The following is a 25143-nucleotide window of genomic DNA, read 5'->3' on the forward strand; positions in this document are numbered from 1 at the left end:
TTAATTAAAACAAATATTTTTTTATCGAAATATGTATATTTATCTTGAATATAATTTATTAATAAACTTAAAGGAGTGATTTAATGGACTCAAACATGTTAAATATTATTGTAAGTAATACTCAAAAGATTCCTATAATAATAGGAAATACTTCTACTTTTAGTATTACTATACAAAATCTCAGCACTGTGCAAAGATTTTATAATCTAGGTCTTACTATTACAATACCTGATGGTCTGGTCCTTTCGACATCTACTTTTTCACAAACATCTAGTATAACAAATGCGGATAATAGCATCACATACTCTTGGATTAATATGAAAGACCTTGCACCTATGGAGGTAAATTTCACTTTTAGTATCACTGTTAAGTGTAATACTAAATTTAAAAATGGAACTGTAATACCATTTGGATATATATTTTCTGGAATAAGTGTATCTTGTCAAGCAGATACTATGCCTAGAGGAAGCTATGATATAGGTAATGTAGTAATTACTAATAGTATAGCTATGTCTTTTCAAACAATAATGTTTAATAGTACTATTACTACACCTGGAAAAGTATTAAAAGGTGCAGGTAGTCTACTCACTTTAAATGATTATACTCAAGTTAGCACTGCTACTTGCAAGTTTTATAATAATTCAAATTCTTCATCCTTAGTTAATATAACAATACTATTAGATGATGGAATTAGATATATAGGAAATGTTACTACTTTAGGTACTGATGCATCACAATTTACAACTCCTACTATTAACTTGGTTAGTATTAATAATAAAATGTATACTCAACTTTATTATAGTAATGTAAATCTTTCAGTAAGTAGCAATACTACTTTAAATTTTAATTTTGCAATATGGAATCAATATAACAGTAATCAAGGAAATTATATTGTTCATGGTACTACATTGAATATGTACATTAGTATGATATCAGCAAACCCTCAAGTAACAGCCAGTTCTAGCAGTACTACTAGTTTTTCAGCAATGGATTTGATAATAGCTACTTCTACAAGTAAATCTATAGTTGATATACAAAATACAGTAACTTACACCTATGTATATAAGGTTGGGCAATATTACAATATACAAAATGTATTAGTTCATTATTTGTTACCTGATGGAATCCTTTATCTATCTAGCTCTATTAATCCAACATCAGTGGCAAATAGTTCTACAATGAAAGGATATTATCTAACTTACAACTTTGCTTTTATGCCACAAAACTCTACACAGATTGTAACAATAAGTGCAAAAATTAATAGTTTTTATATTTATAAATTTGATACAAATAACATAAATCTAGCTGTCGTAGCTTCTGATCCTTTTACTTCAACTACTGATATTACAGGTACTCTTGTAGGTTCATTAACTCAAGTCACTGATAATTCTAGTGTATCTTCAAGTATAAGTGTAGGAACAATTACCAAACAGTTTGTTAAAGGATACTATAAAAATGGAACCTCTAAAACAATAAATTCTTTAGCTCCTGGAGATTTTGCTGAGTATTTATTAACTTACAATGCATCTACATTACAAGCTACTCAAAAACAAGTTTATATAGATGACTTTTTCCCATTATCATCTAATCCTATAACCAACTTAACTTACAACTACACTGGTTATAATCCTGTATCTCAACCTAAACTAATAAGTCCCCATGGAGTGGATTTCTTCTATGGAAATATACCTGGCTTAACTACTGCTACTATTAGTTTTAAAGTACAAATAGAACAACTTGGTTCTTCTGGCCAAAATGCTAATCTAATGAAACTAAAAGGAATAAATACCTATGGATATGCCTATAGCAATCGTGCACAAGTAAACTTTAATCTAGGCACCCCTAATATTCAATTAACTAAGACTGTTAATGGTCCTAACACAACAGTTATAAAATCTAATGAAATCTACACATATACAGTTACTATAAAAAATACTAATACACTAGGAACAGAAACAGATGCATTTAATTTTACTCTTAATGATACTTTATCTAACTGGTTTACTCTTAAGAAAAATAGCTTAATAGTTAATGGAACAGGTAGTTATGATGAAATTAAAATTGAAGATAATAGTATTATTGTTAGTATTGATAAACTTGCTCCAGGTCAATCTATCACTTTAACATACAGTGTAACTATAAGCTCAGTCATGGCTCCAGGAGTAAGTATTACCACTACAGCAACTAATACTAATCCATATTCTCAAGAATATGATGATTATTCAGATAACTACCAATATTCTAATCTTAATAAAAGTGCATCAGTTAAAATCTCTTCAGCTAACATAATAGTATCAAAAAGTAATATCGCATCTACATTTAAGGTTGGCTCTTTAATAACCTACACAATTACAGTGACTATTCCTCAAGGTACCATTGCATATGGACTATATGTAAAGGATGTTCTTCCAAATGGAGGTCAATCTTATGTAGGTTCTGCATTTAAAAACGGTGTATCTATAATACCAACAGTATCATCTTATACAGTTACATTACCTACTGAAGGAACAATAGATGCCAGAGTATCATCACAAACAATAGCTTACAACATGACCTGTAGAATAATTAGTGCAACTAAGAGTATTGGTGCATTAACTTCTACACAAAATAATATTGCACAATGCCTATATCAACAAATTCAAGGTGGTAGTTATACCACAGTTTCTAATACATTAGCTATAACAGTGAATCATCCAAACTTAGTAATGACATTAAGTGCAACAGATAAAACCACTTCTACTATATATAACCAAACTGCTAGTATAAGTACTAATTCTGTTATGCAATTTTTACTTATATTCCAAAATAATAGTTTAGTAAATTTAGTAAATGGTACTATACAAATTCCTATAAATAATAATTTCTTATTTACTTCTATAAACACAACTTCATTCTGTAATGCAACCTATAATAGTTCTACAAAAAATGTTGTTATTTCAATACCACAGTTAGGTCCATCTATGTCTGGATATGTAACTTTTACAGTAATACCTCAATTAATGTTGGTCTCTGGTTCTTCAATGACTACTCAGGCAACTGCTGTTTCTTACTATAATGATATATCGCCTACTAAAATATATGGTGGTGAACAAAGTAACACTATAACTTGCTCTTTAGTCCCTGGAGTTTCATTATTGCCAAATCCAGCTAATAAAATAGATGATTCAACATCATATATTGTTACACCTGCAGGCAATACTGCAGTTATATTAAATTATTTTAAAAACACTGGTGGAGGCTATGACAGTTATTCAATAACTATACAAAAAGTAGCTATTTCTTATACACTGTACATTAATGGTACAAAAATAACTGATGTACCTACTAATACACTTTATCAAGCAACTTTACCTCAATTAACAAATTTACCTCCTAATAGCAGCAAATTAATAGAACTAGATGCGGTCATTCCTTCTAATCAACCATTAGGTGTTAGGTATGATTTTTTTATTACTGTTACATCACAAACTAATCCATATCCAAGTAAGACAGTTTTAAATATAGATCCTAGTTAAAAATATCTTCTATCATGAGTATTTATAAATACTATACAGTTTATTTCTTTATTATAAAAAACCATCGATTATACTTGATAATATTCGATGGTTTTAATAATATAGTAATATATTTGAGCTAACAAACAATTTACCTTTATAAATTTGGCTTGTTGATGTATTTTCAATATTTATTTTTATATTATCTTTATTTAAATAGGTAATACCAATAGGTACAAGCATGTTACAAGAAAATCCAAAAACACTTATTTTAGTTTTCATTTTTTGGTTTTTGTTTTTTCTATTAGTTTTTTTACATTTTAGTTTATAATTTATTTCGTATTCTATGTTACCTAAAATAATAAAGGTGCATACATCAGAATTTTGTTTTCTATATACATCATTAGCAGGAGTATTAACAACCTTTGTTTCTAGTATATTTACTTTTACTTTTATATCGATTATTTTATCTATTCTTTGAGATATTTTTATATTGTTATCCACTTGTAATGATTTAAATACTTTATTTTCAACATGTGTGTTCACTTTATTACTTTTCATTACTACTCTAGTGGGAGACATCTCAATATTGTAAATATAGTCATGTTCTATAGTGGAGCAATTTTTTATTGTATTACAGAGATAATGAGGTAATACTATAACTTTAAATGTTATTATTATGCATTTTCCTGAATTAATATCATGCAAACTAAACCCTTTTTCTGGATTTATGAAATATTTCTTTATACTATTTATAGTTACTGAGTTATTTATAAATTTTGTCCCTGTTGGAATTTTATCTTGAAAAAATGCATTAGTTACAATATACTTACTAACATTTGAAATGCAAACTGTATATGTTACTATATCAAAAGAATAGGAATGTTTCTTATCTACATATTTTTCTATCTTTAATATATCCTTTACTATATCAGTAGAAACTACATTACTACAGATAGTCTTTACTATTACAGGACTTTTAGGTGATAATCTATATTGAAAGTCTATCCTACATTCATTTATTACCTTCATTACATCACTCTTTTCTATTTATGTCTGTTAGATATTAGATTATTATTACTCTAAATATTGCATTAACATAGTTACACTTACAAATATTTTACTCTGATTGAGCTTTACACTTACGTCTTCTACAAAGTATCTAAGATTAATTCTTTCCTCATTACTATCATAATTTGGGATAACTATGAAAGTACTAAATGGCAACATAATATTTAATACTTTATTTTTTTTATGTTTATTACGCTTACATTTTTTGTTGGTATTTTCATATTTTAATATTAAACTCATATTAATATTACCCAATATAATAAGATTTTTCCCACTTAAATGTTGCCCTTCTAATGAAGTTCCTTTTATTGTATCCACTATTTTTGTATCACATAATTTTAATGAGTATATTTCTATAGATGGAGTTGTATATTCTATTCTATAATCTTTAGACTTTTTATTAGATAATTGTATATTTTGATATGTAGTAAATTGTTTAAAATATTTTAGTGGATGTAATTCTCCAAAGCAAGATATATTGTATGTCATTTCACCTATACTATAATCCATATTCTTTTTTCTCCCTTTTAGTGTATTCTTCAATACAATGAAAAATTTATAATGTGGTATTCTCTACCTATTAATATATTATATAATATTAAAACTATTAATACTAAATAACCAAAAAGTCTTGTATCATCTATATATTTTTCACATTAACTCCCTTGCTTAATATTTTTTCAAGTTATTACTTTAGTATATATACTAAATGTTGGGTATTATATAATAATTATTTCATGTGGTATTTTTTTATTTATCTAACAAAAAAGAGTCTATCTTTTTTGGATAGACCCTTGTATAAAAAAATGCTACCTTCTTTGTAGGGGATAACATTTTACAGTATATTTTGACATAAATTATAATATACCTTCAGATTTATAAACTTCTAAATTTTTCATTATATAACTTAGTGTACAAAATTCCTTATCTATTCTTTCTCCAATTAATGTCAATCCATCTATTAATTGTTTTTCTTTAAAGTTTTCTAAAAGTACCATTATACTTATATAATTAATGCCACCATCTTTAGTATCTAAAGTTCTTGATTTTTTAACATACTTATTTTCCATTGCAAATTTTATTGCATTTTCTAATCTTTCACTCATCTCTATAATAGGCATTGCTTTAAATACTTTTATTTGAGGTGAATTTATATCAAAGTTTTTAGCTTTAGTTATATCTGTATTTAAAAATATTACGTTTTTAAATTTAGTACCAGAAAAATCTACTTCTTCTAAATTAACTCCTTCAAATATAGTATTTTCAAATTTCGCATTTTTAAATTTACTTCTTTTTAGGTTTGCTCCTATTATTTCTGCTGATTTGAACGTACACCCATAAAAGTTACAAGACTTAAAGTGAGCTCCTCTTAAACTTGTAAAATTAAAGTTTGAATTTGAAAAATCAGTGTTATAACAGTTACTTCTTTTTAAGTCTTGATACATAAAGTTTTTGTCCATTTTTTTTGCTTTATTGTATTTTAATCCTGTCTCTATCTTTTGCGTATTATTCATTCTTCCTCCGTAATTTAAAAGTTCATATACTTATAAGTATATACACTTGATAATAATTATTTTTTATATAATTATTTCTAATATTAACATATAATCTCAGCCATAACAACTTTATTATATATTACTTATAATAATAAAATGCTGTCTTTTTGATATAATATAATTAAACTTAGGAGATTTGTAAAATGAATGATGAATTTAACAATAAAGATACTTCTAGTAAATATGCATGGAATAATGCTATGATTTTATATAAAATACAAGAAATTTTAGAAGACAAAAACATAGATGATTTAGAATTTACTAAAGGAAATCAAAAACAGGCTATAAAAGTAAAATAACTTGCTACACTTGTGAAGAGTGTAGTAATTGCCAGTATAAATGGCAGTAATAGTAAGATTTCTCTTGAGAATAGAACTAAAAACTTACAAGTATCTAAGTTATTCCATGAGAAAAGAAAACTTAAAAAGAATTATAAGCCCGCAGGGGTATAAATTTAGGATGAATAGAAGTATAGCTTTCACTCAAGTAAAACAAAATATGAATTTCAGAAGATTTTTAAGCAGAGGTAAAGAAAATATTCTATCAGAATGTATTATTTTTATATAAAATAATTAAAAATGTACTTATTAAGATAGGTAAAAGAGCTATCACAGAACAAATTTAATTTGCTCATGCGACAGCCCCTTTTAATATATATGCTTAATGTTTAATTTTCATGATGATTGCATCCGCATCCACAATTTTCATCGTGATGGTGATGTTCTTCTAATTCTTTGACCTGTTGTTCCATTTCATTAAACTCTTTTACCATTATATCATAAGTTGGAAGAGCTGCCTCAGTATCGTATTCTTCGCCTCTCCAATCAGCATACATCATAGCATCCCCATTAGTTAAAACTAATCTACCTGACATAGTTATATTATCCACTTCTTCTAAAAATTCTATTTGTTTTTGTAAAACTTCGCCTTCTAGCTCTACATCTTCATCCAAACATTGTACTATCATTACAGGTGCATAATAGTCTTCCTCATCTTTAACATTTACAATAATATCTAAAACTCCTTCTGCGCCTTCTTCAAATTCCGCTAATTCAACATTTGTATCAATCATATCCTGAGGTACTAATAAGTCTTCTATTAAATATTTTATTACTCTGTCTTTTACTAATTCTTTTGACATTTATTTTTCTCCTTCCGATTCTATAACATTATCATAATCATTTCTATATTATAGTATACTACATTAATTGTTTTTTCAATCTCTTACAAAAATTATTTTTTTATTATCTTCCTTATATTCCCTTTTTTATTACAATCTTGTAATCGCATTGATTTAAAAAATAGTTTATATTTAGTATAATAGAAATGTAGCACATATTTTTATTCAATATATTAATAAAAAGTATATTTGAAAATGTAATGTATGTTAAATCTAGGAGGAATATTATGAAGTTTAAAAAACAAATTAGCTCTATTATCGTATCTACGATGCTTGTACTTGGAAGTATGAACCTTTCTTATGCAGATGGCACAAATGTAGTTACACTTGGAGCTAACTTATCAGAATCTCAAAAGCAACAAATGCTTAATTACTTTGGAGTAAAAAAAGACCAAGTCTTAGTTTTAGATGTAACAAATGCAGAAGAAAGACAATATTTACAAGGTGTTGCAACAGAAGGTCAGCTTGGAAAAGTTACTATATCTTGTTCATATGTTGAACCTACTAAAAAAGGAAATGGAATTAATGTTAAAACAGCAAATTTAACTTGGGTAACTAGCTCAATGATTGCTTCAACACTTACAACAGCTGGACTTGAAGATGCAAATGTTATCGCTGCTGCTCCATATCCTGTAAGTGGTACTGGTGCATTAACAGGAATTATGAAGGCATTTGAAGATGCTTCAGGAAAGAAACTTGATGAGACAAAGAAAGAGATTGCTTCTGAAGAATTGGTAGTTACAGGTGATTTAGGAGATGATATAGGCCAGGAAAAAGCAACTGCTGTAATGAATGATATAAAAACAGAAATTGTAAAAAATGGAACAAAAGATACTAATCAAATAGCAAATACAATAAACAATGTTGTAAATAATTACAATATTACTATTACACCAGAGCAAAAAGAACAAATTAAAGGTGTAATGAAAAAAATAGCTGACCAAGATTATGATTACAATAACATGAAAAATACATTGGACAATGTATCAGATAATGTAAATGAGCAATTAAAGAAATTAGGTGAAAGTGTTAAAGGCTCTGGTATATTAGACACTATTGGTGGATGGTTTAGTGGAATAGGAGACTGGTTCTCTGGTTTATTCTCAGGTGGAGATAAAAAAGATTTAGGAATCTTAAATAACACTAATGATGAGTCTCTTGGCTCTAATGCTGTAATAAACTCTACAGAAGGTGTTCAAATAAATCCACAAGATAATACTAATTCAAATAATGATAGTAATTCAAATAACTCAGAAAATGATAATACAACTAACAATGAAAATAAAGATAACTCTCAATCAAATAACGAGGACACAAATAATTCAGAAAATCAATCAAATAACGATGATTCAGTTGGTTTTTTTGAAAAAATAAAAAATTGGCTTTCAGGCTTATTTTAAAAATTAAATAAATAAAGAAAAAGAATTGCCTAAAATAGAAATTTTCTATGAAAGGCAATTCTTTTTCTTTGCAATAAATTTTTATTATTCACTAATCTTTTTAGATTTATCTATGCATGCACATATAGCTTTTATAACAGAGGCTCTAAAACCTTCTTCTTCAAGTACCTTAACTGCCTCTATAGTAGTTCCTCCAGGTGAACATACCATATCTTTTAACTCACCAGGATGTTTTCCTGTTTCAAGTACCATTTTCGCAGAACCCATAACTGCTTGTGATGCAAATTTATATGCTTGTTGTCTTGGCATACCTGCAATTACTGCCGCATCTGCCATAGCTTCTATAAATAAAAATACATATGCTGGTGCTGAACCACTCGCTCCAATTACTGCTTCTATAAGATATTCTGGCACTACTTCAGTATTTCCAAAAGAATTAAATACTTCTGTAACTGCTTCTAGGTCTTCATTGTTTATATTTCTATTTATAGAAAGAGAAGACATAGCTTCATTTACAAGAGCTGGAGTATTTGGCATTGTTCTAACTATTTTCTTATCATTTCCTATTATTGACTCTATATCTTCTATAGATTTTCCTGCTGCTATTGTAACTATAATTTTACTATCATCTATAAAATCTTTTATCTCTTCTAAAATATCATCATATATATCTGGTTTAACAGCTACAATCACTATATCAGAATTTCTAGTTACTTCCTTTGAATCTTTTGTAGTTTTTATTCCAAAACTTTTATATATTCTATCAAGAGTTCCTTGACTATATGCTGATGCTATAACCATATCAGGTTCAACTAATTTTGAATTTACTATCCCTCCTATCATAGCGCTTGCCATATTTCCTGCACCTATGAATCCAATTTTTTTCACTATAGTACCTCCTTATTAGCTAATATTAATAGTTAAAATTTAAACTTCTTTAATTGTATCAGATTTCTCAAATGGATTTGGGATACTTACAACCAAAATCTTTACTAATTTATTAGTGTAATTAACCCAATTATGATTGTTCTTTTCACTATTATAGTGTATTGTGTCTCCTTGATACATTTCTATTTGCTCATCACCCAAAAATACTGTAAGAGTACCCTCTAGCACGTACACAAACTCCTCACCTTTATGTACATAACAACAAATATCTTCATTACTCTTACTTGGAAGAATTTCAATTAGTCTTGGCAACATTGTTTTTTCTTTTAAATTAGATGATAAATGATAATGTATAAATGTTGAATTTTCTACATCAAACACTTCTTTCTCATAACTTCTCAATACAGCTCTTTTATGCTCTTTTGGCTTCATAAAAAAGTATGTTAATTCTACATCTAATACACTTGCTATTTTTCCTAAGGAATCTGTTGCTACGCTTGTCAATCCTCTTTCAAGCTGTGACAAGAAACCAATTGATAAGTTTGTTTTTTCACTCATATCTTTCAGTGTCATTTGTTTTTGAGTTCTAAGTTGTTTTATTTTTGCTCCTATGTCCTTATTCAAAACCATCACCCCTAAATAATTTTAATTTTTTCATAATATAAATACAAAAATATAAATATAGGCTATTATACCTATTTTATTTCACTCTTTAAAAATTTCATTAGTATTACTATAATTTATTATTTTTGTTTTGTCTATATTTTTAAGATTTATTTTTCACATATTTTTATATAACTTTGCTAACTAAATATCTATTCTTTATAAGTATTTATTTTTTATATAATAAAACTTAAGTTATTAATATGATTCAATATATTATCAAAATAATTCATACTAATGTATTAATCTTATTAATATATCCTATCTAATCAATATATCTAAATTATATTTTATATGTTGCATGTCTTATTTAAATTTAATTATTAAAAATTCAAATTATTATATTATTATTTCTACACATTATTACATCCTTTTTTATAATTATAACATAATCTTACAATTTAATGACATCTATTCAATGTCTTTTTTTACTCTGCAACATCTTCTATTTTACAATTTAATATTATACATATTTTTTAGATACAGACTTGTCAATTTTTAGATTGTCAAGTGTTATTGAAGTGCTTTATGTCCTCTTAAAATACATTATCTAATTTTTTATTTAATAAGAATTGCTTACTATAAGAAATATAACATCATCTTTATAGGATTCTTTTAAACATATCTCTATTCTAAATAGAATTTCTTTTTTTGTCAAAATTTCTTCATTCTTTAATAATTAATTAATTACTTATAAAATAAGTTAATTATCTATACAAGTTTTATCATTTTTGATAAAATACAGAGAAAAAATTAATTTTAATCGCTAATTTCGCCAAAATATATCTTTATTTATATTAGTAAAATAATTATAAATTTATTAAAATATGTCTGTAATTCATAAATTTATTTTTATTAAATTAAAAATTATGTAAAAAAAGTGAGATATATATCTATAGAAAATTTTTCCTATAAATATATATCTCACTTAATAAATATATATCTCACTTACATAAAGACTTATTCTATATAAAAACGCCATAAAAAATCTTTCGCCTCTTCTGCATAATCTATATTTATACGCTTACTAGTTTTTATATCTATATCATCCTTACTAAATACCTTTACTCCTTCATCATCATAATAAAAATCACTTATATATAATTCTTCACCCATTATACTCTTGCTGTTTAGACTTCTATCTATTTTTAGAGCCTTACAAAGCTTTCCTGGCCCATTAGTAATATTCTTTATTTGATATTTACTCAAATTATTATAAGATTTATTGTATCTATTTATAGATATCTCATCTAAAGAAGTTATAGGTTCTACACCTCTTATTAATACACACTCTGGTGTGTTTTCTACATTTGCTGATAAATTTAAACAGTTGTACATCCCATAAATTAAATAAACATATATATGCCCACCATCTAAATATAATGGCTTCGTTCTGTCGGTTTTTTTATCACCATATACATGTGCTCCTTTGTCATTTATACCCATATAGGCTTCTGTCTCTATGATTTTAGTAACGATTGTTTTATCTTCATACTTTCTTATAAGATATTTGCCTAATATTGATTTGGCTAAATCAATACCATTTTTTCTAAAAAAATCCTTTTCCAAAACTTCACCTCATAAAATTTATTTGCAATAAACTAAGTCTAGCTAAAAACATAAATAAAATCAACTTATTTTATGATTGTATACAAATAATAGATTTCAATATTTATTATTTGTATATATCAAAAAATTCTATTTCGAATTTTTCAATATTGTCATTATAATTTGAATTATCATAGACTTCTTCAACCACTTCTTTAATTGGGAATATAATCTTCACTTCAGTCCCTTCTCCTACTTTGCTGTCTATGTAAATTTCCCCATTTTGAATTTCAATCAATGATTTTGTAAGACACAATCCTATCCCACTTCCAAATTCATTTGATATACCACTATTTTCAATTTGTTTAAATCGATTGAATATGTCACTCAATTTATCTTTTTCTATACCTATTCCAGTATCTTTTATAAGTATTTCTACTGTCTCACCTTTTTTATAGATACCTACAAGAATTTCTCCACCTTCTAAAGTAAACTTTATAGAATTTGATAATATATTCAATATTATCCTTTCTATAGATTCTGGGTCAAGCCCTACCCTCATAGTTTCCTCATTTGTATCAAAAATCAAATCTATTCCCTTAGACCTAGCATAACTGCTAATAGATGTAACTATTCTTTCTGTTATATCGATAATATCAAAATTAACTGCTTTAATCTTATATATCTCTGACTTAACTTGAGAAATATTTATTATGTTATCTATTAATCTCAATAATCTAAACATATTTTGTTTAGTTATTTGTATATGTTCTTTTAGTATATTCTGAAAATCTATTATTTTTCCTTTTTTATAAAGATTTTCGACAAGTTGAACTGAGCTGTATATATTATTTAAAGGAGTCTTAAGTTCATGAGATATATTAGCATAAAACTCCATCTTCATTTGGTCATATTGTCTCTGTTTTATTAGTGCTTTCTTAAGTCTTTCAGACTCTCTTTGTACACTCAAATCTTTAATAATTCTAACTCTACTTCTCTTTTGTCCAAAATACAATGTTCTTGATATCATCTTTACTTCTCTAATATGATTATTTTCGTTTACTATGTGAATGCTCTTTTCTCTCTCTCCTATATTTAAATTATTTATGTATTTTTTTACTAATATATTTCTATATTTTTGCGTTGTGGCTCCTAATACATCACTAGAAATTCCAAATAATTCTCTAAAAGCTCTATTTGTATATAGAACTCTTGATGTACTTAAATCTTCAAGAAAAATAGCCTCTGGTATAGCATCAAGTAATTTTTCGTATATTATCTTTTGTTCATTTGCTATTCTAAGTATATTTATCTCTTTAGTTATATCTCTAAATGTAAGCAATTTAAATAGCTTATTATCTGACCAGTAGTCTCCAACTCTAACTTCTTCAACACGGTCTTCACCATCTATATCAGACATTACAAAATTAACTATACAGTTTGCTGTATCATTGTAACTTACTATTTCAGCTTTCTTTTCTTGTGTAAGATTTAATCTTTTAAATTCTCTATTATCAAAGAAATCTATATTGAAAGTTTCAAAATACTGTTCTAATGTCATACCAACTAAATCACTGGAATTACATCTAAAACTCTTTTCATATTTCTTATTTATACTAATTATCTTATTCTTCTTTATACCACCTTCAGCACTCCTCACAAGTATAGGGGATGGAATATTTAATATAATGTTTTTGTAATCTTTATTTATATGTCTTATTTCCTCATCCATTTTGATTTCATTTGTAATATCATTTAAGCTTATTAAGTAATTACTTTCATCTTTATTATTACTTAAACTCAACAAATAGATTTTATCATTTAATTCTACCTGCTTGTCGATTATACTTATATCATTGTCAAATTTTTTTAATTTTTCAGCTACATTTTTATCTTCTTTGACAAAAGTTAATATTTTATAAAAATTACTCATATCTTTTGAAAATTCATCTTTAAACTTATTATTTGTATAACTTATATTAAAATCATAATCCGTTACTATCCATACGTTTGGTATTGTATCAAGAGCTTGTCTCAATAACTCTTTCCTTTGGTCTATATAATTCTTTAGTGTTCTTTGTATAGTCATATCTTTTTCTATAGCTAAATTTATCTTACTTAATTGCTCTGACTTTCTACTTAATTTTTTATTTATATAATCAAGCTCGTAATATGGATATACTATTCTATTATTGAGACTGTATACATATACATAATAAGTGTGGTTACATAATAATAAATACACTACTCCTATTAATCTCTCTGTATCTACTACACTAAAATAAATTGCTATAAATCCTATAATAGTTGTAAAAAAAGCAAAATATGATAAATCTTTTATTAACTTATAGTGTTCAACTGTGCTATCAAGTTTATTCAATAAATATATCAAATTAAACAACGACACGACAATATTAACTAATATAATAATCATATTCCAGTTAAAATCACTAAAAATATTTCTTATAAAATAGTCTACTATGACAAAAGCACTATAAAAGATTAATACAGGGCTTATTCTCAAATTTTTTACTTTAGAAATGGTTAAATATATAAAAGTAGACATATTAATTATACTTAAATTTAGTAATACAATTTGGAATGTTTGAAGTTTTAAATCTGCTACGCCTAAAATACTTACAAAAACTAATACGAGACACCCTGACTTTAATATATTTATAAATTCGTCTTTTTTAAAACTAGTTATATAAACTATAGAGTATCCAAATATCCAAAGTAAAATTATCCTATACATATTTATAGAAACTGTATACAAATTTATATTTAAAAGTGCAATAATCAAAAATACCCCATTAGCTAGTATATAGACCTTATTCTTGCTTAAAGTTCCCTTAGATTCCATATTCCCCACCACTTCTTCATTTTTATATAGTTTTACCTATAAATATGTTACCACAATTCTTCCAAAAAATTTGTCACTTTCTAGTTATAAAAAAAAATGAGTAAATATTTTTAATTTTACTCATTTTATAGATTTTGTATATTCAATTTAAAAAGCTGGAACTATACTTCCTTTATATTCATCTTGTATAAATTTTTTAACTTCTTTACTGTTCATAGCTTCTGATAAAGCTTTCATCTTATCACTGTCTTTATTATCTTCTCTACAAGCTATTATATTCACATATGGAGAATCACTTGACTCTATTACTATAGCATCCTTAGTAGGATTTAAGTTAGCTGTTAAAGCATAATTAGAATTTATAACTGCTCCATCAACATCCTTTAATACTGTTGGTAATTGCTCTGCATTCATTTCTTTTATTTGTATATTTTTAGGATTCTTAGTTATATCTTTTTTAGTTATAAGTTCTCCATCTTTTACTTCTATTATTTTATTTTTTGCTAATAATTTAAGCGCTCTAGCTCCATTAGTTGCATCATTTGGTACAGCTATAACTGCTCCATCTTTTATTTCATCTAATGACTTAACTTTTTCTGAATAGAAGCCCATTGGCTCTATATGAACTTTAGCTGTATACGTAAGTTTATATTCTTTCTCCTTAACTGTTTCCTCTAAAAATGGAATATGTTGAAAGAAATTTGCATCTAAAGAACCTTCATCTAAAGCTGTGTTTGGAAGTACATAGTCATCAAATATTTTTACTTCTAAATCATACCCTTTTTCTTTTAATAAAGGTTTTGCTACTTCCAGTATCTTTGCGTGTGGATTTGATGAAGCCCCTACTAGTATTTTCTTATCCTCTTTGTTTGAACAACCAACTGCTGATATTGCTATTGCTGACACCAATGCTACTGATAATAATTTTTTTAATTTCATTTTTTACTCCCCCTCTTTAAAGTTTTTATGATTAAATTATTTTAGTTTCTTGTAAGCTAGATTTCCTATACCTTGTATTATCTGAACTAATATTACAAGTGCTATTACTGTATACACCATTACTGCTGTATCGAATCTTTGATATCCATAAATAAGTGCTACATTACCTAATCCTCCAGCTCCTACTGCACCCGCCATAGCTGTATAACCAAGTATAGATATTATTGATAATGTAATTCCAGATACTATTGAAGGCATAGCTTCTTTTATCATAACTTTAAATACTATTTGTCTCTTTGTAGCCCCAAAAGATCTTGCAGCTTCTATCAATCCTTTGTCAACTTCATTTAACGAACTTTCTATAATTCTAGCGATAAATGGTGCTGCACCAATAGTTATTGGTACTATTGCAGCAGTTTCCCCTATACTTGTTCCAACGATTAATCTAGTTATTGGAATCATTGCAACTATAAGTATCATAAATGGGAAACTTCTAAATATATTTACTATAAACCCTAAAACACTATTTATTGTGCTATTTGGTTTTAATCCATCTGGTTTTGTAACTACTAATATGATTGCTAGTATAAATCCTAATATTGTTGCTACTATAGTTGGTACTATAACCATATACAAAGTTTGTAACAATGCATTTGGAAATAGTGTTGTTAAAAAGTCGATTAAACTATTCATTTATCATTTCCTCCCATCTTATGCCTTTACTAGTTAGATATTGTTTTACTTGTTCCCCACTTTTATCTGAAACATTTATGATAAGTGAACCTAAAATATCTTCTTTAAATTGTTCTAATTTACCAAATATTATAGATACATCTATATTTAGTTCTCTTGCCATAGTCGTTATAATAGCGTCATTAGAAATATCTTTAGGGAATAGTATCTTTATATTTGTTCCTTTTGGTAAAATTATACTTTCTTCACCTATTAATTTTCTAAGTCCCTTAGTATTTCTTAAGAAAATCTCTTCTGTATCTCCTACCTCTAGTACTTCTCCATTTTCCATTATTGCTACTCTTCCACAAATCTGTTTTATAACTTCCATTTGATGAGTTACAACAATTATTGTTATTCCTAATTTTTTATTTATATCTTCAAGTAATGAAAGAATTGATTTTGTAGTATTTGGGTCTAATGCTGAAGTTGCTTCATCACAAAGAAGTACTTGTGGATTTAGTGCTAAAGCTCTGGCAATTGCAACTCTTTGTTTCTGACCACCACTTAAGTTCCTAGGTTTATCATTTTTCTTTTCAGATATACCAACCACTTCTAATAGCTCTAAAACTCTTTTCTGTATTTCTGATTTTGTATATCCAAAACATTCTAATGGTAATGCTACGTTATCAAATACAGTTCTTCTCTCAAGTAATGAAAAGTGTTGGAAAATCATGCCTAGTTCTTTTCTTAAATCTCTCATTTGCTTTTCATTCAGTGACTTTACTTCCTTATCTGAAACAAGCACATTACCTTCTTGATATTCTTCTAAGCCATTTATACATCTAAGTAGTGTTGATTTTCCTGCTCCACTATGACCTATTATTCCAAAAATTTCTCCAGATTCTATTTCAATACTTACATCTTTAAGTACTTGAATCTTTCCATAATACTTATTAACATTTTTTATGCTAATCATAAAATTTCCTCCCTATTATTATGCTAAGTTTTTATGTTTATCCTCGCTTATGTATTTTAATTTATATATAACAAAATAAAAGCCTGAGTATAAACTCAGGCTTAGAAAGCTATTTATACTCATCTATCAACTATATTAGTTGCAGGATTTAGCACCAATGTATATAAAATATACTGGTTGCCGGGTTTCAAAGGGCCAGTCCCTCCACCACTCTTGATAAGACGTTATTTAATTTAAAATTTAATTCGATTATCATTTGTTGCTATGTTATATATGATATATTCATTAATAATATTTGTCAATAAATTTATTTAAATTTTTTATTTTTTGTTTTTCTTAGTTAAAAATAAATAGATATCTTTTATTGACTTTCTAGTGTCTAAATCTTTGTATTTTCAATAGTTATATGATATTATACAATTATTAATTTATCATTAATATAAAAAATATGAAGCCCAAAAAAGATAATACTTTTAGGGCTTCTATATATTGTAAAACTTTTTTATTTTCTAACTAGATATTTACTCTATTATTTTTTATTATTTCCTGTTATTCCTAGTCTATCATTCATATCTTTTATCATTTTTCTAAAACCACTACCTATATCATTTCCAACATCTTCTGTTCCATGAACTATCTTCATAAAGTCATTTTGACCTTTTTTCATATCTTCATCAGATACATTATCTAATTTTTTTATTCTCTCATCTATATCTTTTATTAATCTTTCACCTTCAGTTATTAATTCATCATTCATTTTCTTTAATTCTGTATCTTCTGTTTTACCATCTTTTTTAAGAGATGTTACAAATGATTGTATTTTATCTCTACTATCTTTATATGCAGCCTTCACATCAGCTAAATATTTTTCATTTCCTGGATATTCTTTATCCTTAAACTGATTATTTATACTCTCTGGAGTATCATAAATAGAATATCTATTTAAACCTGCTATATAATCATTATAGCTTGTTGAATAATAATTCATATAACCTTCATTATTATTTACTGATTCATTGGGATTTTTCCCTGCATTCTCACTTGGTTCTTCTGTTTTTTTAGTACATGCAGTCATTCCTATAGCTAATACTAACGCTAGTCCTACAAATAAGGTTCTTTTTAATTTCATTTTTATTACCCTCCTAGATGTTTTGTATTACAAAAAATTTAAATATATTTCTTTCTTAACTTAGTATTTCTATATTTTTATTTTTTATTTACTAAAATTAAACAAGATATAATTTATTTTTTGGGAAATTATAATAAATAAGTAACTAAATAAAAAAAAATATATATTTATTATTGATATTGATTATCATTCATAGTATAATCTAATTAATTGATATTAATTTTCATTTGAAGGAGGTTATCTTTTATGTCTTGTTGTAATTCACAATTTTGTTGTAAAAATAAAATTGAATCATCTTATATAAAATGGCTTTTAGAAGTTTTAGGTCCTGTCTTTTTAGGTTCTAAACCTGCTGAAATAATAAATATCTCATTTACTGATGTAAATAGAGAGGAAAAAATTAGTGATATTTACAAATATCTATATAAATGTAAAAAGATAGATTTTATAGTTATTGATAAAAAGAAAAAGGGATTAAAAATCTTATTTGTAAACAAAAAAGCTTTATCAGAAAGGCTAAAATGTAAAAAAACAGTAAATTTTTTAAAATTTCTGGGATACAAACAAAATACAAATGTTAATGCTTATTTAGAACATTTAGTAGATAAGCTTAAGGGTGATACTTTTCCTGATGAAATAGGAATTTTTTTAGGATATCCTCTCAAAGATGTGATTGGATTTATGGGATATAGTAATTATGAAGTTTCTATGATTAAATATTGGAAGGTTTACGGAGATACAAAACAATCAGAAGACACATATTCTAAGTTTTTACTTCATCGTAAAAAAATGAGAAAGTTACTAGACTACATAAGTGTAGATAAAATAGTAAGTTGCTTTTAGTTGTATTTTTATATAGTAATAAAAAATACACCCTTTTACTATACTGTTTCCATAATAAAAAGGGTGTATTTTCTAATTTAACATTCTAGTCTTGATTGTACAACATGTCTTTAATATCTATTTTCTTCTCTTGCATTCCATTAGACATTAAGAATTCTTGTGTGTCTTCTAACTCTTTTATATCTTTATCTGTTATTTTAGAACTAAAATCATACCAAGAATACATTTCTTTAGTTTCATCTAAAGATAGCCCCACTTCTTTAGATACAACATCCATTACTTTATCCTTGTTTTCATCCATATATTTTAAAGTCTCTTCATGAACTTTCATAAATCTTTTTACTAACTCAGGATATTTTTCAGCAAAATCATCACTTACTGCAGTAACTATTATTCCACTAACTAAGCCTTCTCCATTTACAATCATCTTAGCACCTGAGTTTATTGTTTTTAATGCTGTTGGACCTGCAAGCATTGCTACATCAGCACTTTTGCTTTCTAATGCAGAAGCAGCACTAGGAATATCCATATTTACATATTCAACATCATCTATAGTGTAACCTTCCTTAGCAAGTGCTGCAATTAACAATTGATGAAGTATAGTACCCTTTGGTCCTACTATCTTTTTGCCTTTTAAATCTTTTATAGATTTAATATTTTCATTATTAGTTATAAGCATATATCCTTTTGGTGATCTACTGTAAATATTTGTAACTTTAAGACCAACACCATTTGAAGCAGCTATTATTGCAGATGTTCCTCCTAATGCATGTAAAAAGTCTATCTCTCCTGCAGCTAGTGCTTGAGTTTGCTCTGGTCCTGTTGTCAATTCATGAAAATTAACTTTTATATTGTCTTTTCCAAATTCCTTTCCAAATAAATCATCCTTTTTTTCAAGTATACTAGGAACATTAAGTGGTGATTTCACATAAGTCAGATTTATTTCCTTAGGTAAACTAGCCTCTTTTTTTGCAGGTGCATCTTTCTCGTCATTTTTTGTTGAGCAACCTACAGTACCAACCAACACCATTACTAAAGATGTCATTACTGCTAAAATCTTTTTGTTTCTCTTAATCAATTAAAACTCCCCCAATTCCCTTAATATTTCTTTTTTTAAGCTTATATAATAGCTTTTTGTTAAATCTCTATTATATTCATCTTCGACACTAAACTGTTTAATCCCTTTATTTTTACTAAAAACAATTATTTTCTTTGCTATTTCCATAGCTTCTTCTATATTGTGAGTCACAAATACTACACCTTTTTTAGTATTTTTATGGATATTTACAACTTCTTTTTGCATTTTTCTTCTTGTAAAGTAATCTAGTGCCGCAAATGGCTCATCCATCAGTAAAATATCTGGATTGAAGGAAAGTGCCCTTGCTATACTTACTCTGTGAGCCATCCCCCCAGATAATTCATTTGGATATGAATTTTTAAACTTTTCAAGTTTCATCATTTTTAAATACTTATCCAAATCAACCTTATTTTTATTCTTTTTTTCAGTATGTAAAAGTATATTTTCACTCACATTCAACCATGGCATTAGTCTGCTTTCTTGAAATACTACACCTACTTTTGGAATACATTGTTTATCATTATTGTAAAAATATACATTTCCACTAGTAGCGTTTTCAAGACCTGCTAAAATTCTAAGTAATGTTGTCTTACCACATCCACTCTCCCCTAGTATAACAGTGATTTCTTCGCTAGATATATTTAAAGATACATCATCAAGAACCAAGTGTTCCTTATTATCAACTAAATATTTTTTATGTATATTCTCTAACAAAAATCCATTTCTAACCATTTAAATCAACCTGCTTCCCTTTACTAAACTTTGTTATTGCTTTTGAAAATAGATAATCTGAAAGTATACCTAAAAATCCAATAACAAAAATTCCTACCAATACAACATCAGTTCGTGACATGTCTTTTCCATCAGAAATTAAATATCCTAGACCTGAAGAAGCTGCAATAAGTTCTGCTCCAATTATAGCTCTAAAACTATATCCAAGACCTAAACTAAGTCCAACAACAATATCTAACATAGAATTAGGAATTATTATTTTATAAAAAATTCTCTTTTTAGATAAGTTAAAAGATTTACCTACTTCTATTAATTTATTATCGCAATTCTTTATGCCTTTCAATGTATTTAAAAATATAGGGAAAAAAGATGCCAAAATGATAATTATAATTTTGGATTCTTCACCTATCCCAAACCATAAAATCAGCATTGGAACTAAAGCTAGTGGAGGTGTACTTCGCATAAATTCAAAGAGTGGTTTGAAATATTCATACATTTTTTTATTTACTCCAAATATAACTCCAAGTGGTATTGCTATCAGTGAACTTATAAAAAAACCTATCAATATTCTTTTTATACTAGCATAGGCATTTAAGAAAATAGAACCATCGTATATCATTTTTATGAAAGTATCTAGAACCCTTTCAGGAGGAGGCAAGATATAGCTACTCCATATTCCCAGAACACATACAATTTTCCATAAAATTAAAATTATTAAAAAAATATAATATCCTTTGAATTTTTTATGAATTTTCTCAATCATATAAGACTCCTTTTAATATATCTATCCCTGCTACATTTTTTATTTTTTAAAATCCTAAAGAGTGATTAAACTACATTATAAAATTTAATCTATACCAATTCTCAACCCACCTGAATTCATTCTATCAGAAGGCGTAGAATCTGTTTTTAAGCCAGACAATCTTTCAGATGGTTGTATGATGACTATTTGTCCAGGTTCAACAAATTCCATATGATAAGATTCCCCAGAAGTCTGACCAATAAAAGTCTTCCATGATAATTTTGCTACTTTTGGATATGGTTCCCTTCCAGTCCAGGCTACTAATGCATCTGGGTCTACACAACAAGGCCCTTCAAGTATTAGAGGATTTCCATCTGTTATTATGGCAACATCTTGATTTTGGCCTGTTTTATTTACTAAATGTGTAGTAAAAAGCCCTTTTTGAGATAGTACCCCTGAACCAATTAATTTTACACTATAATGCAATTGTTCAGAAAATGCCAATAAATTTTCGCTCTCAACATAAATTGAATCACCTGGGTCAATCGATATTACATCTACATGATAAGCATTTTGAGCCAGGTAAATTTCACCTTCACCTTCAACAACCATTATTGGCATTTGTTCTCCTGTTAATGACCTTTGAACATGCCCTAACAGTGCTCTTCCTAAACCACCACCATTATTAGGACCAAGTAATAATTTTTCAAAATTAAAATTTCCTTTAAAGGCTACCATAGCACCTTTTTTTGCAAAAAATTTGCCACTTCCCCTTGCTATACACATAAGCTCATTTGTCACATCAAATTTAAACATAATATACATTTATATTGCTTTATTTAGCAATAATCCCTCCTAATCATATATTTGTCTATAATTATACATTAAAATTACAACATAGTCTAACCTACTTCAAACATGAAATTTATTATTTGTATAAAAAATAAGAATCTGATAATAAAGTAATTTAACTTTTTATCAGATTCTTATTTTATCTATCTCTTATTAGTATTACAGCTCTTACTACTTGAGCAACCAGAACAACCACATCCGCAACTGCTACCATTCTTTTTTGAATTTTTAACCATATGCATTATGGCTAACGCCATCAATACTACTACAATAGCTGCTATAATAAATGTAGCCATATTCACCACTCCTTATTTATATGAATTAATTTTTCATATAACTTAATTTACCGATTTTTTCTTTTTTCATATTTCTATTTGAATAAGTTAAAACTATCAATACTACAGCTACTGCTATAACTATAGATATTATTGCCCCAGCAATACTTCCTCCAGTTCCTAAAACTAAACTTCCAACTTGATTGATAAGAAGAGCAACTATATATGCTGTTAAAGTTTGGAATCCTAGTGTAATCCATGTCCATTTCCATGAACCCATTTCTCTTTTTATAGCTCCAATAGCTGCAAAGCAAGGTGCACAAAGCATGTTGAATGCCATAAATGCAAATGCACTAGCTACTGTAAACATACTTGCAACTGAACCAAGAAGTGCTGGGTCTTGCTCTGTCGCATCTGATATACCAAATAAAACTCCAAATGTCCCAACTACATTTTCCTTGGCTACTAGACCTGTAACTGTTGCTACTGATGATTGCCAGTTTCCAAATCCAAGAGGTGCAAATATTGGTGCAACTATATTTCCTAAACTAGCTAATATACTATCTCCAGCATCTACCATTTGTAATGACCAGTTAAATGATTGTAAGAACCAGATTGCTCCACAAGCTACAAATATAATCGTACCTGCTTTGATTATGAAGGCTTTTCCTCTATCCCACATATGTATTAAAACACCTTTTGCACTTGGAACATGATATTGAGGTAATTCCATAACAAATGGAGATGGCTCTCCTGCAAATAAACTAGTTCTCTTTAATATAATTCCACAAATGATTATCATTACTATACCTAAGAAATACATTGATGGCGCTACCCATGAAGCACCTCCAAATAATGCTCCTGCAAATAATGCTATTATTGGTATTTTAGCTCCACATGGAATGAATGTAGTTAACATAATAGTCATTTTTCTATCTCTATCATTCTCTATAGTACGAGTTGACATAACTCCTGGAACTCCACAACCTGAACTTATAAGCATTGGTATAAATGATTTTCCTGAAAGACCAAACTTACGGAAAATTCTATCCATTATAAAAGCTACACGTGACATATATCCACAATCTTCTAATATTGATAATAATAAGAATAGAAGCATAATTTGTGGGACAAATCCTAATACAGCTCCAACTCCACCAATTAGACCATCAACTACAAGTCCTTGTAACCAATCAGCTACATTTAAAGAAGCCATAAAATTACTTACATTTCCTTGAATAATTTCTCCAAACAGTACATCATTAGTCCAGTCAGTTGCTATAGCGCCCAATGAACTTACTGCTATATAATAAACTCCCCACATTATAAGTGCAAAAATAGGTAATGCTAATATTCGGTTTGTTACAATCTTATCTATCTTGTCTGATACAGTTTCCTTACCTTTTCTATTCTTCTTTATTATACTTGAAATTATTGAACTAATAAATTCATAACGATTTGCTGTTACTATACTTTCACTATCATCATCCAATTCATTTTCACAATCTCTAGTTATTTCTTCTATGTTATTCAATATTGTTTTAGAAATATCAAGTTTTTGTATAACATTTTCATCTCTTTCAAATAACTTTATAGCTAACCAGCGTGTTTCCATATCTATGTATGGAGTTTTTTCTTCTATTATCTTTTCAATTTTTTCTATTGCTACCTTACTTTCATCAACAAAAGGTAATTTAAAATTTAATTTATTATTGTTACTTGCAAGTTCAATTGCCTTTTCAGCAGCTTCCATGATTCCTTGACCTTTAACTGCTGTCACTTCTACAACTGGGCAACCTATAACCTCAGACAACTTTTTAATATTTATCTTATCGCCATTCTTATTAACAATATCCATCATGTTAAGAGCTATAACAGTAGGTATACCTAATTCTAAAACTTGAGTTGTAAGATATAAATTTCTCTCTATATTTGATGCATCTACTATATTTATTACTGCATCTGGTTTATCATCTAACATAAAATTACGTGTAACCACTTCTTCTAATGTATATGGTGATAAAGAATAAATACCTGGTAAATCTACTATCTCCACATCTTTATTTCCTTTTAACTTTCCACCTTTTTTTTCAACTGTTACTCCTGGCCAGTTCCCAACATACTGCGATGAACCTGTAAGCCCATTGAACATTGTTGTCTTACCACAGTTAGGATTTCCTATGAGACCTATTTTTATTGACATTTCCATTCCCTCCATTATTATTTAAGTACATAACTA

23 protein-coding genes and 1 riboswitch are annotated in these 25143 nt (G+C 27.3%); of the genes, 5 read left to right on the forward strand and 18 right to left on the reverse strand.

All coding sequences use genetic code 11. The annotated features are described in order from the left end of the window. Positions 1-83: 83 nt before the first annotated feature. Complete coding sequence (locus tag Q3304_RS04740) at positions 84-3515, forward strand: isopeptide-forming domain-containing fimbrial protein (RefSeq protein ID WP_407814401.1); 3432 nt, start codon at positions 84-86, stop codon at positions 3513-3515. Positions 3516-3608: 93 nt separating this feature from the next. On the opposite strand, the gene Q3304_RS04745 is transcribed toward Q3304_RS04740, so the two are convergent. The 3 genes from Q3304_RS04745 to Q3304_RS04755 all read right to left on the reverse strand — a co-directional run bounded on the left by Q3304_RS04745 (position 3609) and on the right by Q3304_RS04755 (position 6079). Next, the gene (locus tag Q3304_RS04745) at positions 3609-4526 is read right to left on the reverse strand and encodes a DUF11 domain-containing protein (RefSeq protein ID WP_054269989.1); all 918 of its coding nucleotides are present in this window, start codon (positions 4524-4526) and stop codon (positions 3609-3611) included. A gap of 45 nt (positions 4527-4571) precedes the next feature. Next, positions 4572-5075, reverse strand: a complete 504-nt coding sequence (locus Q3304_RS04750) for a hypothetical protein (protein WP_054269988.1) — start codon at positions 5073-5075, stop codon at positions 4572-4574. 347 nt (positions 5076-5422) lie between these two features. Further along, a complete protein-coding gene (locus Q3304_RS04755) occupies positions 5423-6079 on the reverse strand; it encodes a pentapeptide repeat-containing protein (protein WP_054269987.1) in 657 nt (218 codons plus the stop codon). 185 nt (positions 6080-6264) lie between these two features. On the opposite strand from Q3304_RS04755, the gene Q3304_RS04760 reads away from it, so the two are divergent. After that, a complete protein-coding gene (locus tag Q3304_RS04760; protein ID WP_176702483.1) occupies positions 6265-6420 on the forward strand; it encodes a hypothetical protein in 156 nt (51 codons plus the stop codon). A gap of 12 nt (positions 6421-6432) precedes the next feature. After that, positions 6433-6573, forward strand: a complete 141-nt coding sequence (locus Q3304_RS04765; protein WP_407815278.1) for a hypothetical protein — start codon at positions 6433-6435, stop codon at positions 6571-6573. A 215-nt stretch (positions 6574-6788) separates the two neighbouring features. Here the strand turns inward: Q3304_RS04765 and Q3304_RS04770 are convergent, their stop codons facing one another. Further along, a complete protein-coding gene (locus Q3304_RS04770) occupies positions 6789-7262 on the reverse strand; it encodes a type I restriction enzyme HsdR N-terminal domain-containing protein (RefSeq protein WP_021384283.1) in 474 nt (157 codons plus the stop codon). 266 nt (positions 7263-7528) lie between these two features. On the opposite strand from Q3304_RS04770, the gene Q3304_RS04775 reads away from it, so the two are divergent. After that, on the forward strand, positions 7529-8701 hold the full coding sequence (locus Q3304_RS04775) for a DUF1002 domain-containing protein (protein WP_407815280.1): 1173 nt from the start codon (positions 7529-7531) through the stop codon (positions 8699-8701). Between the two features lie 84 nt (positions 8702-8785). Here Q3304_RS04775 and proC read toward each other — a convergent pair whose 3' ends face one another. The 8 genes from proC to Q3304_RS04815 all read right to left on the reverse strand — a co-directional run bounded on the left by proC (position 8786) and on the right by Q3304_RS04815 (position 18382). Then, on the reverse strand, positions 8786-9589 hold the full coding sequence (gene proC / locus Q3304_RS04780) for a pyrroline-5-carboxylate reductase (protein ID WP_407815282.1): 804 nt from the start codon (positions 9587-9589) through the stop codon (positions 8786-8788). 39 nt (positions 9590-9628) lie between these two features. Then, complete coding sequence (locus Q3304_RS04785) at positions 9629-10219, reverse strand: helix-turn-helix domain-containing protein (RefSeq protein WP_407815283.1); 591 nt, start codon at positions 10217-10219, stop codon at positions 9629-9631. 993 nt (positions 10220-11212) lie between these two features. Then, a complete protein-coding gene (locus tag Q3304_RS04790; RefSeq protein ID WP_054269983.1) occupies positions 11213-11821 on the reverse strand; it encodes a DNA-3-methyladenine glycosylase in 609 nt (202 codons plus the stop codon). A 106-nt stretch (positions 11822-11927) separates the two neighbouring features. After that, on the reverse strand, positions 11928-14663 hold the full coding sequence (locus Q3304_RS04795) for a PAS domain-containing sensor histidine kinase (protein WP_054269982.1): 2736 nt from the start codon (positions 14661-14663) through the stop codon (positions 11928-11930). Positions 14664-14810: 147 nt separating this feature from the next. Further along, on the reverse strand, positions 14811-15602 hold the full coding sequence (locus tag Q3304_RS04800; RefSeq protein ID WP_054269981.1) for a MetQ/NlpA family ABC transporter substrate-binding protein: 792 nt from the start codon (positions 15600-15602) through the stop codon (positions 14811-14813). A gap of 36 nt (positions 15603-15638) precedes the next feature. Next, complete coding sequence (locus Q3304_RS04805) at positions 15639-16295, reverse strand: methionine ABC transporter permease (RefSeq protein ID WP_054269980.1); 657 nt, start codon at positions 16293-16295, stop codon at positions 15639-15641. Beyond that, positions 16288-17253, reverse strand: a complete 966-nt coding sequence (locus Q3304_RS04810; protein ID WP_054269979.1) for a methionine ABC transporter ATP-binding protein — start codon at positions 17251-17253, stop codon at positions 16288-16290. Before Q3304_RS04810 ends, Q3304_RS04805 begins: the two co-directional genes overlap by 8 nt. 116 nt (positions 17254-17369) lie before the next feature. Continuing rightward, a riboswitch (SAM riboswitch) is annotated at positions 17370-17476 on the reverse strand. A gap of 306 nt (positions 17477-17782) precedes the next feature. Beyond that, positions 17783-18382, reverse strand: coding sequence for a hypothetical protein (locus Q3304_RS04815; protein WP_054269978.1), 600 nt, complete (start codon positions 18380-18382; stop codon positions 17783-17785). A gap of 246 nt (positions 18383-18628) precedes the next feature. Here Q3304_RS04815 and Q3304_RS04820 point away from each other — a divergent pair, with 246 nt between their 5' ends. Then, positions 18629-19225, forward strand: a complete 597-nt coding sequence (locus Q3304_RS04820) for a DUF3793 family protein (RefSeq protein WP_054269977.1) — start codon at positions 18629-18631, stop codon at positions 19223-19225. An 85-nt stretch (positions 19226-19310) separates the two neighbouring features. Here Q3304_RS04820 and Q3304_RS04825 read toward each other — a convergent pair whose 3' ends face one another. The 6 genes from Q3304_RS04825 to feoB form a co-directional block, all read right to left on the reverse strand. Further along, the gene (locus tag Q3304_RS04825) at positions 19311-20303 is read right to left on the reverse strand and encodes an NrtA/SsuA/CpmA family ABC transporter substrate-binding protein (RefSeq protein WP_407814116.1); all 993 of its coding nucleotides are present in this window, start codon (positions 20301-20303) and stop codon (positions 19311-19313) included. Beyond that, a complete protein-coding gene (locus Q3304_RS04830; RefSeq protein WP_054269976.1) occupies positions 20304-21035 on the reverse strand; it encodes an ABC transporter ATP-binding protein in 732 nt (243 codons plus the stop codon). Continuing rightward, positions 21028-21798 carry an ABC transporter permease gene (locus Q3304_RS04835; RefSeq protein ID WP_054269975.1) on the reverse strand — a complete coding sequence of 257 codons (771 nt, stop codon included), beginning with the start codon at positions 21796-21798 and terminating at the stop codon, positions 21028-21030. Before Q3304_RS04835 ends, Q3304_RS04830 begins: the two co-directional genes overlap by 8 nt. An 84-nt stretch (positions 21799-21882) precedes the next feature. Further along, the gene (locus Q3304_RS04840) at positions 21883-22593 is read right to left on the reverse strand and encodes an AIM24 family protein (RefSeq protein WP_054276440.1); all 711 of its coding nucleotides are present in this window, start codon (positions 22591-22593) and stop codon (positions 21883-21885) included. A gap of 179 nt (positions 22594-22772) precedes the next feature. After that, positions 22773-22925, reverse strand: a complete 153-nt coding sequence (locus tag Q3304_RS04845) for a FeoB-associated Cys-rich membrane protein (protein WP_054269974.1) — start codon at positions 22923-22925, stop codon at positions 22773-22775. Positions 22926-22950: 25 nt separating this feature from the next. Then, on the reverse strand, positions 22951-25107 hold the full coding sequence (gene feoB, locus Q3304_RS04850; RefSeq protein ID WP_407814115.1) for a ferrous iron transport protein B: 2157 nt from the start codon (positions 25105-25107) through the stop codon (positions 22951-22953). Positions 25108-25143 lie beyond the last annotated feature (36 nt).

It is taken from the genome of Clostridioides sp. GD02377, assembly GCF_045899875.1.
In the GTDB taxonomy this organism is placed as follows: Bacteria; Bacillota; Clostridia; order Peptostreptococcales; family Peptostreptococcaceae; genus Clostridioides; species Clostridioides difficile_A.

What these genes read in the sequence shown, in the direction of transcription:
- Q3304_RS04775 (WP_407815280.1), top strand. Translation starts at nt 7,529, where the DNA reads ATGAAGTTTAAAAAACAAATTAGCTCTATTATCGTATCTACGATGCTT.
- feoB (WP_407814115.1), bottom strand. Translation starts at nt 25,107, where the DNA reads ATGTCAATAAAAATAGGTCTCATAGGAAATCCTAACTGTGGTAAGACA.
- Q3304_RS04840 (WP_054276440.1), bottom strand. Translation starts at nt 22,593, where the DNA reads ATGTTTAAATTTGATGTGACAAATGAGCTTATGTGTATAGCAAGGGGA.
- Q3304_RS04800 (WP_054269981.1), bottom strand. Translation starts at nt 15,602, where the DNA reads ATGAAATTAAAAAAATTATTATCAGTAGCATTGGTGTCAGCAATAGCA.
- Q3304_RS04755 (WP_054269987.1), bottom strand. Translation starts at nt 6,079, where the DNA reads ATGAATAATACGCAAAAGATAGAGACAGGATTAAAATACAATAAAGCA.
- Q3304_RS04835 (WP_054269975.1), bottom strand. Translation starts at nt 21,798, where the DNA reads ATGATTGAGAAAATTCATAAAAAATTCAAAGGATATTATATTTTTTTA.
- Q3304_RS04810 (WP_054269979.1), bottom strand. Translation starts at nt 17,253, where the DNA reads ATGATTAGCATAAAAAATGTTAATAAGTATTATGGAAAGATTCAAGTA.
- Q3304_RS04785 (WP_407815283.1), bottom strand. Translation starts at nt 10,219, where the DNA reads ATGGTTTTGAATAAGGACATAGGAGCAAAAATAAAACAACTTAGAACT.
- Q3304_RS04740 (WP_407814401.1), top strand. Translation starts at nt 84, where the DNA reads ATGGACTCAAACATGTTAAATATTATTGTAAGTAATACTCAAAAGATT.
- Q3304_RS04805 (WP_054269980.1), bottom strand. Translation starts at nt 16,295, where the DNA reads ATGAATAGTTTAATCGACTTTTTAACAACACTATTTCCAAATGCATTG.
- Q3304_RS04770 (WP_021384283.1), bottom strand. Translation starts at nt 7,262, where the DNA reads ATGTCAAAAGAATTAGTAAAAGACAGAGTAATAAAATATTTAATAGAA.
- Q3304_RS04760 (WP_176702483.1), top strand. Translation starts at nt 6,265, where the DNA reads ATGAATGATGAATTTAACAATAAAGATACTTCTAGTAAATATGCATGG.
- Q3304_RS04820 (WP_054269977.1), top strand. Translation starts at nt 18,629, where the DNA reads ATGTCTTGTTGTAATTCACAATTTTGTTGTAAAAATAAAATTGAATCA.
- Q3304_RS04750 (WP_054269988.1), bottom strand. Translation starts at nt 5,075, where the DNA reads ATGGATTATAGTATAGGTGAAATGACATACAATATATCTTGCTTTGGA.
- Q3304_RS04745 (WP_054269989.1), bottom strand. Translation starts at nt 4,526, where the DNA reads ATGAAGGTAATAAATGAATGTAGGATAGACTTTCAATATAGATTATCA.
- Q3304_RS04845 (WP_054269974.1), bottom strand. Translation starts at nt 22,925, where the DNA reads ATGGCTACATTTATTATAGCAGCTATTGTAGTAGTATTGATGGCGTTA.
- Q3304_RS04795 (WP_054269982.1), bottom strand. Translation starts at nt 14,663, where the DNA reads ATGGAATCTAAGGGAACTTTAAGCAAGAATAAGGTCTATATACTAGCT.
- Q3304_RS04815 (WP_054269978.1), bottom strand. Translation starts at nt 18,382, where the DNA reads ATGAAATTAAAAAGAACCTTATTTGTAGGACTAGCGTTAGTATTAGCT.
- Q3304_RS04830 (WP_054269976.1), bottom strand. Translation starts at nt 21,035, where the DNA reads ATGGTTAGAAATGGATTTTTGTTAGAGAATATACATAAAAAATATTTA.